The organism is Butyricimonas paravirosa (assembly GCF_032878955.1).
Classification (GTDB): Bacteria; Bacteroidota; Bacteroidia; order Bacteroidales; family Marinifilaceae; genus Butyricimonas; species Butyricimonas paravirosa.
This window is the reverse complement of the sequence record NZ_CP043839.1, coordinates 3,210,494-3,224,479: the sequence shown is the minus strand read 5'-3', so window position 1 is coordinate 3,224,479 and position 13,986 is coordinate 3,210,494. Positions and strand designations below refer to the sequence as shown.

The following is a 13,986-nucleotide window of genomic DNA, read 5'->3' as shown; positions in this document are numbered from 1 at the left end:
TGTATATCTTTTGGGGAACTTATTACGCCTACTATTCGTTCAATATAAAGATTAAAAAGGATAGAAATGAAAACATTATTTATTACAACATTATTGGTAGCAGGAATGCTGACAACATACACTCAAGCTTGTACTCGTGTGGTATATCTCGGTAAAAACGGGATGGTTGTAACAGGTCGAACCATGGACTGGAAAGAAGATTTAAAATCCAATATTTACGTGTTCCCCAGAGGAATCGAGAGAGCGGGGGCGGACAAGGGGAACACGATTCATTGGAAATCCAAATATGGAAGTGTCATCACGGCGGGATACGACATCGGTACTTCTGACGGGATGAATGAAAAAGGTTTGGTGGCCAATCTCCTATACCTGACAGAATCCGATTATTACCGTCCAAACGACACTCGTCCGGTCATGGGAATCAGCATCTGGACCCAGTACGTGCTTGACAATTTTGCAACCGTGGATGAGGCCGTAAAGGAGCTAAGCAAAGAGACATTTCGGATAGACGCACCGGATATGCCGAACGGGGCGAAATCAACTTTACACTTGGCCATTTCTGACGCATCAGGGAATAGCGCCATATTTGAATACATCAAGGGAAAACTCATCATACACGAAGGGAAAGAATATCAAGTCATGACAAACTCCCCTTCTTACGAACAACAAATCACGCTAAATAATTACTGGCAACAAATCGGTGGCCTAGTAATGTTACCGGGAACCAACCGGGCTGCAGACCGTTTTGTCAGGGCATCATTTTACATCAATGTTATCCCGCAAACAGACAATCAACGAGAAGCAGTAGCCGGAGTTTTTAGCGTTATACGCAATGTATCGGTTCCTCTTGGGATTTCTACCCCGGCACAGCCTAATATCTCTTCCACCCGATGGAGAACGGTCGCCGACCAAAAGAATAAAGTATATTTCTTCGAATCCACGATGACTCCCAATGTATTCTGGATTAACATGAAAGACCTAGACTTTTCAGAAGGTGCATCTGTCAAGAAATTAAACCTTGCAAACGGAGAAACTTACGCGGGGAATGCGGCCAAGGACATGGTAAACAGTCCCTCGTTCAAATTCTTGTTCGAAGTGATATAAAAGGAATGATTTGATTAAGTCCATGAGGTTTGAGAACTTCATGGATTTTATACTTTATCATTGCAGTTGCCGGATTCGTACCTCAATTCCCGGAATATCTTTCAAAGAAGATTTCAATTCTTCCACGTTCGTCTCCCCGTAATGATAAGGGTAAAGGACTTTAGGTTTTATCACTCGTGCCGCACGATCCGCTTGGAGAAGGGTCATCGTGTAAGGCTGATTCACGGGTAAAAAGGCAATATCAATATCTTTCAAATTTTGCATTTCCGGAATATCTTCAGTATCTCCTGCCACATATACTTTTGTTCCCCCGAACGTCAATACATATCCGTTATCCCGGTCTTTCGGGTGATAAATTTCCCTTCCCGGAGTCGTGTTATAGGCCGGAACCGCATCCAATTCAAACCAAGAATCAGGTTTGAGGCTATCCCCGTTTTTCATGATTTGCCCTTTGCCCAATTTCTCCCGGGAAGAGGCATTCGTGATCAGGAGCGTCCCTTCTTTCTCTACCGCCGAAATGGCTTTCGAATCCAAATGATCGCCATGTTCGTGGGTAATCAAGATAACATCTGCTTTAGGTAATTTACTATAATCAGCATAATCAGAAACCGGATCAACATACATGATCTTACCATCGTACTCAAACATCAAGCTACCATGCTTGATAAAAGTAATTCTCAACTCCTTCCCGTCTTTCGTTTTGAAAAAATCCGTCTCGAACTTTCCAGTCTTAGTTAACATACCTAGCGTAATCAATAATATCACTACTGTCGTTTTCATGATAACTTCAATTTTAATGGTAACAATCACCAGATCGTAAACTTACTTCCGATCTACACCCAAAGTTATGAATTATTTCCCAATAATTTATAACGTCGAAACCAATTCTCGTTGTTTTCGAAAGAAATGAATACGCTGCAAATCACCACTTTCCGATATTAAAGTAGAAAAACGTTTCAACGACGAAATCCAATTCTTCACGCTATCAAACGTCTTGTCATCTAAAGAGGCCACGGAATTCAGGGTAAAAGCTTTGATCAATGAAAGTTTACATTTCTGAGTTAAAATATACGAGTAGGTCGTGTCAAAATTAATATTGGATATGTAGAAATTTATCCTGTGCCCATTATCAAATTTTCCCCGGGCTGCAAGCCGTTCCGTGTAATCCAAAAGACGATACAATTCCTCTTTTAGCTCATGCACATCATTATCAGAAATCAAGTTCACGCTCGAAAAATATTTAATGTCATTGATTAAATACATGAAGATCATGTTATCAAAGATAAAACAGGAATCTTTTACCCTCTGGGTTTCCGTGATAAAATTTCTTTGAATCTGTACCATACGCTCCGGAATAACAATCTCATGTAACGGCTGCACGGAATCCAGACCATCATGTTGTGCTTTCCACTTGAACAAATAAAACCGGGTTAGGTATTTATATTTTAAATAGAGTGCCTGTGGGAGAATATTGGTAGACGAAGCTGCCTCCGAATACGTGTTCGGTTCTATCGAACGGAAAACATCTACAAAATTATCCATCATGTCAAGATCTATTTCCAACGGATTGATAAATTCTGTCAATTTCAACTGGAAAGGCCGACTTTTAGGCGAAACCGACTCCAATATTCCGTCAATCGAGATATTCATCTCTTTAGAAATTTGGGCTGTCTCCAACAAGGTAAACGGGACATCCCCTCGCAAACGTCGATAAATAGCCTCTTTACCGATACACAACAAATTCCCCAATACACTTGCTAGATTTTCTTCATAAGGGAGTTTCTCCCGGATTGCTTTCAATAAATTATCATGTAAAACTTCCTGTTTCATTTCATGTCGCTCTTTAATCATCATTATAATCGTAAAGCAATCAAATCTCCACCATGTTATCAAAAAACGTTCAGGATTTTTGCCGATTAGTATACACTCCTCTCTGGATAGACATTTCGGACGAAAACGTATAGAAATGTTTTCTTATTGCCCCGACTAAGATATATTTTTTTCTAAATAAATGCAAATACATTTTCTCTCCCTAGAAATAAAAAAAATGATTTTATACAAAATAACCTTCAAAGTAATTTTACAAAAACAAGATGTTTTTTCACTTAACAAAGCTCTCATCGCATTTTGTTTCAAAAATTGAATTAACGCAAACCCATAGAATTCAATATTTTCAAAATTAGATACAAAAACATCCCGACCATATCTATTTAGAAACGTTACAGATAAAAATCAACCCGAATTTCTATCTGAATTCACAATCCTCTATCTAATTTTGTTACAAACAAACGTCTAATGAAAAACACATTAATTTACATAACAATGATTTGTTATATCATCTACGGCCACATCCAATTCCACATCCAGAAATAATCCGGAATGTCAGACAGGGAATCTGTTCCTATTTTTCCTGTAAAACGGATTATACCAATATCGTGTCCCTGGCCGGGCGATCAGCTCCAGAGCAACCTCAACACCTACACACAGCCTGACTGATCGCCATTTCTTTTTTCATTTTCAGGAATTATAATATACTACATTTTTTATAACTTTGTGATCATGCAAAAATTCCAAGCAAATGCTAACATTTATTATCTCTATCGGTCTATTAATCGTCGCTTATTTTACCTACGGTAAATTTGTTGAACGATTTTTCGGAGCCTCATCCACAATTGCGACTCCGGTGAAACGCCTGGCAGACGGGGTGGATTACCACGAGCTTAAACCTTGGCGTATTTTCGTTATCCAGTTTTTAAACATCGCTGGCCTAGGACCTATTTTCGGAGCTATACTAGGAGCGGCTTACGGTCCGATGGCTTACGTATGGATCGTGATCGGCTGTATTTTCATGGGAGCGACTCACGATTATTTTTCCGGTATGCTTTCTATCCGCCACGACGGAACAAGTCTACCTGATATTGTCGGGAAATACCTCGGGAACAATGTGCGTAAATTCATGACGTTTTTCACGGGATTTTTATTACTGGCCGTGGGAGTCTCTTTCGTGAACGGACCGGCAGATTTACTCGGTAACCTGACAAACATGAGTATGACACCCTGGTTATATGTTATCTTTGCCTACTATATTCTAGCCACGTTACTTCCCATTGATAAAATTATCGGTAAAATCTACCCGTTCATGGGATTGGCCTTAATATTCATGGCCGTGGCCGTGGGCAGTTATCTACTTTACGGGGGATTTTCCGGGAAACTTTATCTTGAAGAATTAACCTTCGACACGATGAAAAATATGCACGCAGACCCGACAAACAATATTCTTTTCCCGATGTTATTTATCGTGATCTCCTGCGGTGCCATTTCCGGGTTCCATGCCACGCAATCCCCCATGATGGCACGTTGTATGACAGATGAAAAATACGGACGCCCTATCTTTTACGGAGCCATGATTTCAGAAGGAATCGTGGCCATGATCTGGGCTACCGCTGCCATGGCATACTTTGGGGGTGCGGAAGGCCTGAATGCCGCTGCCACGGCAGGAAAAACACCCGCTATTATCGTGGATGCAATCTGCAATTCGTGGTTAGGACGTTTTGGCGCGATTATCGCTATTATCGGGGTTGTTGTTTGCCCGATTACATCCGGAGACACGGCATTCCGTAGTATGCGATTGATCATTGCTGACGCTTTAAAATTCAACCAGAAACCGATCAAGAATCGTCTTATCGTTTCTATCCCGATATTCATCATCGCCTATTTACTTTGTAACGTGGATTTCTCCACGATATGGAAATACGTGGGTATCGGGAACCAAGTGTTAGCCACCATCACGCTATGGACCGCAGCCACCTATTTGGCTAAAAAAGGAAAAGCTCATTGGATGATGTCTATCCCTGCCACGTTTTTAAGTATCGTATGTACGACCTATTTCCTGATAGCCCCTTATAAAGTGGGTGGTTTGTATCTTTCCCCTTCTATCAGTTACCCGATAGGAGCGATCGTGGGAATCGGTCTTTTCGTTCTGTTTTTCACGAAAATTACTAGGAATAAATAAAAAAAGGCCGCCCACGCTCGGGCGGCCTTCATCACACAAAGAAAACATTATTAATTCATTCGAATAGCTCTAACTGCTTTTCCCCCACTTCTTTTCTCTCCCTCTGCATTATATTTCTCTTCTTCCATTTTCGCCTTATCCGCTCCAAGCGTATCCCCGTTTTTGGTTAACAAGCGAGCTTTAGAATTCATCAAATTAGCTTTGGCAAAATAATCTTTTGTCTGGGCACATCTGGCATCGATCCAATCGATTCCCTCCTGCACGAGAGTCTTGTCATCACAACCGGTTAACGCCTCAATATTATTTTGGAAATACATTTGCTCTTCACCATTCCTGAACACGTTGTACTTGAATGCCTCACGCATACTATTCAACATTCCTTTATAATCACCTTTCCGAACATACTCGGCGGTGTATAAACTAGCCAAAGCTCCCGGGATAAAAGCATAATCCAAAGACTGAAGTAATTTAATCAACTCGGCATTTCTAGCCTCGTTAAACTCCCCGTTTCCCGGACGCCAATACGTGATTTCAGCCACGGCTCCCTTAATCGAATTTTCCAATTTATAATCTACCACTTCTTTACCGGCTACTTCATAGAAACGCCCGATATTTTCAATCACTTGACGTATAGGCTTTGATAACGGATCGCTCACGTTCTTTTTGATCAACTCCCAATTATCCTTGGTTACAATCTCGTCATCCGACAAGGCGTTCAAATATTCAGCGGCAACAGCCCCTTGTTTTTCCTGCATATAAGCAGAGGATAGAGCATTCAAATAACGACTTAACAGATCCGTACTCCGCTCCCCAGCCTCGTATCGCTTCGTCAATCCACTCAAATTGTTTTGTGGATCTTTTGCCATCTTTCCACCTTCCATTAACCATTCGGCGGAACCGGCCCCAACCATCTTATGAACCACCTGCTGCGTATTCGGGTCCACGAAAACCAAAGTTGGGAAAGCCTTCACTTCAAATTTATCTTTCAACATCACGCCATCCGCATCCTTTTCCATATCATACTTCACGTTCACGAAATCCGCATTAAACTGATTCCCCACGTCCTCACGGGTAAACACCTGTGAGGATAACATCTTACAAGGCCCGCACCAAGAAGTGTAACAATCGATAAATATCAACTTCTTCTCTTTCTTAGCCTTTTTCAAAACTTTCTTCCATTCTTTCGTCTGTTCGAAAGTAATCCCCTTGCTTTGAGCCTCTGCGCCCCAAACAATCCCGGCCATCAAAACGATTAATACAAATAATTTCTTCATTACATAAACTTTAATTGAACATCCTCTCGTAATATCACTATTTAAATTTTTTCTGCAAACTGGCAATAATAGTGTCGAACTCTTCGGTCATTCCTTTCTTGAATTCTGGCGAAAGTTCGTCAAACCCATTGTAAACAGACAACACGACCTCACATTTTTTGTCTCCTTTGGGATGAACTTCAAAAGCATAAACCCACTGTTTATCGCCCGCGTAATCCGATCGGGTAACAAAATAACAAATCTTGAAGATATCATAATCAATCACGCTGATATATTGACTCCTTTTTTTGCCATCTTTCCCGGTCAACTCGATTTTAGCATTCAAAGCCTTCTCCTCGCAAGTAAATTCCTTCACGCCCGAAAACTTCTTGTAACTTGCCGGTTCCGAGATGTAATCCCACACTTTTTGAGCAGATGCTTTCAACACGATCTTTTTCTCGATAGCAGGCGGTATTTTCTTCGCTGCAGTCATTTGTGCCGAAACCAATCCGGACATGCAACACATCAATACAAAACAAAGTAATATTCTCATTTCCTTTACCATTATATATTCTAAAAGAAGTAGGGAGATGCATGCAAAGAACTGTGTGATAAGAAGAAGCATTTACTCCCGACCTTACACGCCATCCCCCTGCCCCTTTTTTACTACATCCCCATCGCAGGCATCGCCACGCTCTTCTTTTTACCACTAAGCAATTCCTCTAGCTTATCCGTCAATGCCTTTCCCCGCAAATTCTTTGCCACGATTTTCCCCTCCTTGTCCAAAACCAAAATATAAGGGATTCCCGAGAACTGGTATTGTTTCATCACGTCTTTTCCAGCCTTCGGAGCCTGCGCTTGCGCCCAAGGCATATTCTCTTCCTTCATGGCTTTTCTCCAAGCAGCATCATCTTTATCAATCGAAACACTAAAGAATGCCACACCCTTGTTGCTATACTCTTTATAAGCCTCCTTCAAGTGAGGAATTTCAGCCCGGCAAGGTCCGCACCAAGAAGCCCAAAAATCAAGTACAAGAATCTTTCCTTTAAAATCCTGAGGTCCTAACTTTTTCTTTCCATCAGGGGTAGGGAATGAAAATTCCGGGGCAACTTTCCCCTCGGCCAAACGTTCTTTTTGAGCTTTCGCCTCAGCCATTTCTGCCTTGTATTTCAACAAGGGAGCATAATTCGGATTCTTACTTTCCAGACGAGATAGAACCTGTTTTACTAATTCCTCGTTTTCTTCTCCTCTCAAAGCCGGTAATATTGCCAACACACTATTCCGATCAGCATAATTTTCTGCTAAAAATTTAGCTCTCGCTCTCGATTCATTTCCCAACATATCATAAAATTTACCGGAAACTTCTTGTTTTGCCTGATCATCAATCCCTGGAATACGATACACGCCTTGAGAAATACCAATCATTAATTGATACCCCCGGTATCCATCCCAATTCATTAAATTCATTAACTCATTGTTCGGTCCACCTTTAATATACACGTAAGGCGGGTTCTTTATTTTTATCTTAGCCGTGTCCTCTCCCCTGAAATTAATCTCCAAATCCTCGTCCTCTGCCCAGAATTGTACAGATTGCCACTTTTGACAGTCCAACGTGTAAACACCCGGTTTATCCACCTTCATTTTGAATTCGTATGTCCCATCATCTTTTACCTTGCACGAATCGATAATTGTCTTGTCGAATCCTTGCCGTTCAATAATTTCCATGTTGAACCGGTTATAAGGGAATTTCACTTTCCCTTTGATTGTGATCGTTTTCTGGGCGAAAACACTACTTGTACTAACCATCATACAAGTGAATAACAATAATCTTAAAATCTTTCTCATAAATATCATTTTAGTCCATTAAAATCCCTTCGTTTACTGCACATCAGCCTTCAAATCTTTTGCCAGTTTTTCAAAATATGTCCGGTAAGACATCATATTACTTTTTCCTTCTGCCTCATTTTTAGCAGCTTTAGCTGCCGCCTCATCAAACCACTTAGCCGCCAATAATCTTAACTCCTTATCTTTACATTGCTTATTTACCCGTAATCCCCAATTATAAAGTAGCAGATCGGAAACTTTATTTTGCTTGATACGCTCTGTACCTAAAGCAATATAAGTCTTCCAATCGCCAATCTTCTCCGCATTCATCATTTCCGCACCGGAAGCAATATCCTCCCAGCCATCCACTTTTGCTTTTTCCATGCGTTTTACGTAACGTTTAAAACCTTTTTTGTCCAACACCATCTGATCTCCTTCTTTATGCACAAACTGGTTAGCACCACTACCCCACACATTTTGAATTTTCCGTTTTACATCTTGTTCTCCATAAATAGAATAAAATTCATCCCGATGTTCATACACGTATTGAAATAAATCTGAATCAACATCATTCACATACTTGGCAAATATATCCCAATACTTTCTCTCCTTTAAATTATTCTTGTCTAACGTGGCAAAATAATCCAGACTTACTTTCTCTGCCTCTTTATCTAAGGAGGCATTTCCTAAATAAGTAAGATATGCTTGAATCAATTCCGGTTCCCGGTTACCCTTTTGGTATTCATCATCCGCATAGGCTAACCCTTTCCCATCAAAAGCGAGCTGAGCTTGTTCCATCAATTCCTTCAATCCTGGCGCCCCAACAAGGCAATGTACAACTTCCCCCTGCCCGTTAATAAAAAGTAATGTAGGATATGCTTTCACTTCAAAACGATCTTTCAAATTTATCCCTTCCCCTTTTTCCATATCCATTTTCAGGTTCACGAAATGTTCGTTGAAAAAGTTGGCCGCATCCGGATCAGTAAACACGGTTTTCGCCAGTTGTTTACAAGGTCCGCACCAAGAAGTATAACAATCCATGAAAATAAGTTTATTCTCTTGTCGCGCTTGCTCCAATGCCCGATTCCAGTCCCCTTCGATAAATTCAATTCCTTTGGCCTTCTCTAAAGCCATTTTCCCATAACCTATAAACTCATCTTCTTCCGTGTATCCGCTCTCCATATAGACCAATTTCCCGTCACCATTAATAAACAGGAATGCCGGATAACCACTCGTGCCATATTTTTCCGCAAGTTCTTTCTCCTTTCCGAAATGCATTTTCAAGTTTATAAAATTCTGATTGTAAAAATCAGCCACCTTATTCAACGAGAATACATTTTTCACCATTAACATACAAGGTTGACAATAATCCGTATAAGCATCAATAAAAATCAATCGATTCTCTTTTTTCGCTTTCGCCATTGCATCCTTCAAACTAATCTCTTCAAATTGAATCGAACGGTTGTTATTTCTTTTCACCTCTGCGTCTTTCAAAGCCTTATTTCCAACTTCCTCGAACTTTTCCGGTTTTTGAGCCAAAAGATAAGGACTCACCACCCCAAGAATATCCCCATTAGGCATAAAGAAACCATAGGTCGGGTACATATTCATCATTAGTTTAGGAGCAAATGCTTGACCTGCCTCAGACCCCATATCAATATGAATAGCAATCACGTGCTGATCACAAAAATTCATAATTTCCGGAATAGAAAACAATTTTCGCTCTGTAGCATCTTGTTTTTTCTGATCCTCCGGGGTTCTAGCTTTTCGCATAGCGTCCACCAACACGATCTTTCCTTCTTTCTGCGCCAGCTCTGCCGCCTGTTCCCAAGTCAGGTTTTTAAACACTGATTTATACTTCTGGGCACTCACCGATACAGTCAACACTAGCAATAAACAAGCAAAACCTATAATTCTAAATAATTTATTTATTTTCATTAATAACCATTTTAGAAGTTCCCCCTCATGCATTCATGAGAGGGATATTTTTATTCTTTATTCATCATATCAATAATTTTTCCGAAACCGGTATACTCCTCAACTTCACCATCCAACTGTCCATTCAACTCATTGAATTTAATTTTGTACACTTTTCCGGCCGCCCCATCATAAGTTGCCACGAACAACATACGCCCACTGTAATCTTCATTGGCTGAATGCGTGTACAATTTCATGGAAACAATCTCCTCTCCTGATGTTGAAAGCAATTCAGTTACAGCCCCGTTGAACACGTAACTATAAACCTTAGAAGTTGTCGCATAAAACAATACATCACCCCGAGTTCCGAAAGTAAAGTATTTTGCATCATCAATATTTTGTAAATCACTTAAATCGTAAATCTCCAATGCTAAAGGCTTAGAAACATCCCGAAGATCTGCAGTATAAAGCGAAAGCTTCCCAGCATTTAATTCATCTTTAAATAATGCACAAGTAATACCATCTCGACCTTGTCCCAAATACTCCAATTTAAGTTTCATGGTCTCATTAGTATTAATCGCTCCAGTATTAAATTTCCCTTCTGGAGTCATCGGAAAACCAGCAGCGCCACTACTATTTATAGTAATAAACTGACCTCTAGCATTACTAATATCATTATACAAAACAGCACGAACAGTATTGCCTGTCACAGGAACCGGAGCTATAAACGGATTAACTTTATAAGCAGTCCCCCAAGCTCCTATAGGTGTAGTGTATTTATCCTCCTGTCCCAGCATATTCCATCTGATCGTATACATCTCATTATTATTCACGAATACTTCGACTTGTCCATACATCGGGCTAGGATAATAAAGAGCCATCGGAGCATTTTTCGCTGGTTGAGTGGAAAACAAAGTAGAATAATCTTCAGTAATAACTTCATAAGTTCCAGCTTTCATTTTGTACATCCCGTCCTCTTTGAAAAGATATAAATGATCATATTGATTGTTCATATTCCTTCTTCCCAAGAACTTTCCATCCCGTAATTTCTTTCCTCCATTAGCCGTAGCAAAATAATTCCGAACAATACCTGTCTGAATCGAAGACAAGTCCGGAACAATTTCACGATCACGAATAATCTGAAAATCTCCATCTCCACTAGCGGCTTCGTCATAAATAAGCCACCCAGCCATAGAATTAACATTCAATTCAAATTTATAATCTGTACACGAGCCCATTTCTTTATGCGTCACCTTCAAAACTACATAATATTTATCCGGCTCATCAATTAGCTTGTACGACAATTGCGGTTTATCTCCAATAATTTTCTTCGGGATATAAGCATCATCATCATCTTTTTGTGGTTGTTGAGTGTACAAACCCCATTCAAAATTATAGTCATCCGCAGAAGAACCGGCTTGATACTGTATCTCAGGATTTAAACTTAATTCGTCATAGCGATCACGACTAATCTTACCTCCATTCTCTTTTACTTCCGGTATCTCAACTATTGCATCTTCAATTTCCGTATAATCATAATTTCCTTTATCATCAATACATGAAGCAACAGAAAATAGTATTACCGAAAGAAATAATAAATGTCTTATCTTATTTTTCATAAACTCTAAATTTTAATTCATCAATATACCAATACTCCAATAGACTTAAATATCAGGTACCAGCAGAGAACCACATTTTACTTCCATCGTCATCCGGTAACCATTCCCCGTCATGATCTGCAGCATATTTTTCTAATTTAGCATTCAACTCATTCTGCATTGCTATAATCGGAGTATAATTCCATCCCGCATAATCTTTCAAATCAATAGTACCTAAATGTTCAAAAACGAATTGGTATTTATTTTTCGTACATTTACCCCAGAAATAAGGTATTGCTCCTACATCTGAAGTCGTACTTGCATACCAATTTTTTGGGAAATCACCGGCAAAAGAAAGTTTCATTTTCCCATAGACCCCCGGAATGAAATCATCGGATGTTCCAATAACAAGCTCAACAACCAATCCACCTTCAATATCGGCCAACCCTTTTTTATAAACTTTCACCGGTACTATAACGGAAGTCTCCCCAGCGGGAATAGTAACATTTTCAGCGACTTCGAAATTTTCTCCGGCAACAGCCGTTGTCAATTCACCCAAGTTAATTTTCACATCTCGATCTTCATTCCTTAATACGGATTGAATTCGAAGTTCCACGTTAAAGTCATATTCGGTCAATGTTGGTTCCAGTGCCAAAAAGGACATCTCGGCACTATCTCTCGTCGTACCAATCCACATGTTGACCGCATCTGGACCGGAATAAGTTTCAATCTTATCTTCGCTACATGATATCATAAAGAATGACACCAATCCCGCAAGTAACCATATTTTAAATATATTTCTCATAATCAACAAATTTAAAATTATTCACGTTCTCCAAGATCGATCTCCAGATCAGGCATCGGGAGTTTATAAACAGCATTTGCAGTTGCGATATTCTTCGTTCCCTGTCTCTTATGGTAGAAAAATAACTGTCCTTCTCCTAAAAATTCCCTCTCGTACTCTTTCTGTATTTCCTGTTGAATCGCATCAGGATTCAGGTCAGTAAGAGGCTCTGTCAATCCACGCATTTTACGCACCAAATTCAATTTATCCAATGCTCCTTGAGGATCAGACATCTTCATCGACTCTGCCACGATATAATACATCTCTGAAATCCGAATCACTGGCATTCTATCCCTCTTCGGTAAAACAACCCCATCTACCGTTTTCTTATCGCTTTGCCAGAATTTTGAAAACACATTTACCAACCCATTCTCATTATCAAACCACTTCAAACGATAATCAGCCACATCATACAAATAATTCGAACCACCCGTGATTGCCTGCCGAGGAAGCATCGGTGACGTCGTCTCTTTAAAATATCCTTTGATATTTTCGTCCAATTTGATCGTATTCAAGGCAAAAAGATGCTCGGTAGAAAAAGTACGATCTTTCAATGTTACATCACTAGGATTTATATCATTCTTTTTCACCCAAGGAAAAATATTTTTACTTTCCTGCGCACCAATCACGATCAAAGCTGCCTCTGCCGCTTTATCCATTTGTTTTGCATAAGCTAATACCCTGGCTTTCAAACCTTGCACAGCATAATAATTCAAGTGGAAATTCCGATTGGCTAAATAACCGTTATCCTCACCAGAGACATCCTGCCCCGTATAAATGGGATCTTTCTCCAATAAATCAAGAGCATCTTTTACATCTCCCAGAATTAATTCCACCACGTCTGCCGGAGTATATTGTGGAGCAATCGCTGGTTTAGCTTCTTTCACATAAGGGATTGAAACCTCTGCAGCCTCAGAAAAATCAGCTTCCGCATATAACCGTAAAAGATCAAAATGAATAAAAGCTCTTAAAGCCAAAGCCTCTCCGCGAATAATTTCATAATTATTCCCTTTCAACACATCCCGTTTTTTATCCGTGTACTCAATCAATGTATTCACATTAGCAATCGTCTTATACATTTCTCCCCACACTTTCTCCACAATTGCTTTTGACACCGTCTCATCATATCTATATCGCAAGAAAAAAGAATATGCCGAGCTGGTTTGATCCAAGGTTCCTCCCTTTTCCCATTCTTGTCCTAAAACACCTACCATTCCGAAGGTTAACTCTCTACCGTACAACTCGGGCTGACTCAGAGAAATATAAGTACCTGCCAAAGCAGACTTAAATCCTTCTTCTGTACTAAACATACGTTCAGCTTCTTCTTCCGTCTTAGGTTTCACATCTAACCAGCTCTCACAGGAAGTTGTAACAAACAAAACCAGAAGAACCCAAACGGATAACTTTATTCTATGTACTATATTCTTCATAATT

Annotated in this window: 11 protein-coding genes; 2 read left to right on the top strand and 9 right to left on the bottom strand. The window is 39.9% G+C overall.

Features of this window, described 5'->3' with window-relative positions; translation table 11 throughout:
* Window positions 1-66: 66 nt before the first annotated feature.
* Window positions 67-1,104 carry a linear amide C-N hydrolase gene (locus F1644_RS13270; RefSeq protein ID WP_087419393.1) on the top strand — a complete coding sequence of 346 codons (1,038 nt, stop codon included), beginning with the start codon at window positions 67-69 and terminating at the stop codon, window positions 1,102-1,104.
* Between the two features lie 57 nt (window positions 1,105-1,161).
* Here the strand turns inward: F1644_RS13270 and F1644_RS13265 are convergent, their stop codons facing one another.
* Both F1644_RS13265 and F1644_RS13260 read right to left on the bottom strand, forming a co-directional pair.
* The gene (locus F1644_RS13265; RefSeq protein ID WP_118303034.1) at window positions 1,162-1,884 is read right to left on the bottom strand and encodes an MBL fold metallo-hydrolase; all 723 of its coding nucleotides are present in this window, start codon (window positions 1,882-1,884) and stop codon (window positions 1,162-1,164) included.
* 87 nt (window positions 1,885-1,971) lie between these two features.
* Window positions 1,972-2,934, bottom strand: a complete 963-nt coding sequence (locus F1644_RS13260) for a hypothetical protein (RefSeq protein ID WP_087419391.1) — start codon at window positions 2,932-2,934, stop codon at window positions 1,972-1,974.
* A gap of 748 nt (window positions 2,935-3,682) precedes the next feature.
* Between F1644_RS13260 and F1644_RS13255 the strand changes: the two genes are divergently transcribed.
* On the top strand, window positions 3,683-5,116 hold the full coding sequence (locus F1644_RS13255) for a carbon starvation CstA family protein (protein WP_087419390.1): 1,434 nt from the start codon (window positions 3,683-3,685) through the stop codon (window positions 5,114-5,116).
* A gap of 50 nt (window positions 5,117-5,166) precedes the next feature.
* Here F1644_RS13255 and F1644_RS13250 read toward each other — a convergent pair whose 3' ends face one another.
* From F1644_RS13250 to F1644_RS13220, 7 genes are all read right to left on the bottom strand, one after another.
* Complete coding sequence (locus F1644_RS13250; protein WP_118303032.1) at window positions 5,167-6,390, bottom strand: thioredoxin family protein; 1,224 nt, start codon at window positions 6,388-6,390, stop codon at window positions 5,167-5,169.
* Window positions 6,391-6,427: 37 nt separating this feature from the next.
* The gene (locus F1644_RS13245; protein WP_147344490.1) at window positions 6,428-6,922 is read right to left on the bottom strand and encodes an SRPBCC family protein; all 495 of its coding nucleotides are present in this window, start codon (window positions 6,920-6,922) and stop codon (window positions 6,428-6,430) included.
* A 113-nt stretch (window positions 6,923-7,035) separates the two neighbouring features.
* Entirely contained in the window at window positions 7,036-8,214 is a 1,179-nt protein-coding gene (locus F1644_RS13240; RefSeq protein WP_158571999.1) for a TlpA disulfide reductase family protein, read from the bottom strand.
* Between the two features lie 33 nt (window positions 8,215-8,247).
* Window positions 8,248-10,131: a thioredoxin family protein gene (locus tag F1644_RS13235; protein ID WP_158581812.1), complete on the bottom strand. Its 1,884-nt coding sequence runs from the start codon at window positions 10,129-10,131 to the stop codon at window positions 8,248-8,250.
* A 50-nt stretch (window positions 10,132-10,181) separates the two neighbouring features.
* Complete coding sequence (locus F1644_RS13230) at window positions 10,182-11,729, bottom strand: PKD-like family lipoprotein (protein WP_118303026.1); 1,548 nt, start codon at window positions 11,727-11,729, stop codon at window positions 10,182-10,184.
* A gap of 52 nt (window positions 11,730-11,781) precedes the next feature.
* Window positions 11,782-12,513 carry a DUF4843 domain-containing protein gene (locus F1644_RS13225; protein WP_087419384.1) on the bottom strand — a complete coding sequence of 244 codons (732 nt, stop codon included), beginning with the start codon at window positions 12,511-12,513 and terminating at the stop codon, window positions 11,782-11,784.
* Between the two features lie 17 nt (window positions 12,514-12,530).
* Entirely contained in the window at window positions 12,531-13,982 is a 1,452-nt protein-coding gene (locus F1644_RS13220) for a RagB/SusD family nutrient uptake outer membrane protein (RefSeq protein WP_158571997.1), read from the bottom strand.
* Window positions 13,983-13,986 lie beyond the last annotated feature (4 nt).

Coding starts and splice junctions, on each gene's coding strand:
- F1644_RS13270 (WP_087419393.1), top strand. CDS start 67: ATGAAAACATTATTTATTACAACATTATTGGTAGCAGGAATGCTGACA.
- F1644_RS13265 (WP_118303034.1), bottom strand. CDS start 1,884: ATGAAAACGACAGTAGTGATATTATTGATTACGCTAGGTATGTTAACT.
- F1644_RS13260 (WP_087419391.1), bottom strand. CDS start 2,934: ATGAAACAGGAAGTTTTACATGATAATTTATTGAAAGCAATCCGGGAG.
- F1644_RS13255 (WP_087419390.1), top strand. CDS start 3,683: ATGCTAACATTTATTATCTCTATCGGTCTATTAATCGTCGCTTATTTT.
- F1644_RS13250 (WP_118303032.1), bottom strand. CDS start 6,390: ATGAAGAAATTATTTGTATTAATCGTTTTGATGGCCGGGATTGTTTGG.
- F1644_RS13245 (WP_147344490.1), bottom strand. CDS start 6,922: ATGAGAATATTACTTTGTTTTGTATTGATGTGTTGCATGTCCGGATTG.
- F1644_RS13240 (WP_158571999.1), bottom strand. CDS start 8,214: ATGAGAAAGATTTTAAGATTATTGTTATTCACTTGTATGATGGTTAGT.
- F1644_RS13235 (WP_158581812.1), bottom strand. CDS start 10,131: ATGAAAATAAATAAATTATTTAGAATTATAGGTTTTGCTTGTTTATTG.
- F1644_RS13230 (WP_118303026.1), bottom strand. CDS start 11,729: ATGAAAAATAAGATAAGACATTTATTATTTCTTTCGGTAATACTATTT.
- F1644_RS13225 (WP_087419384.1), bottom strand. CDS start 12,513: ATGAGAAATATATTTAAAATATGGTTACTTGCGGGATTGGTGTCATTC.
- F1644_RS13220 (WP_158571997.1), bottom strand. CDS start 13,982: ATGAAGAATATAGTACATAGAATAAAGTTATCCGTTTGGGTTCTTCTG.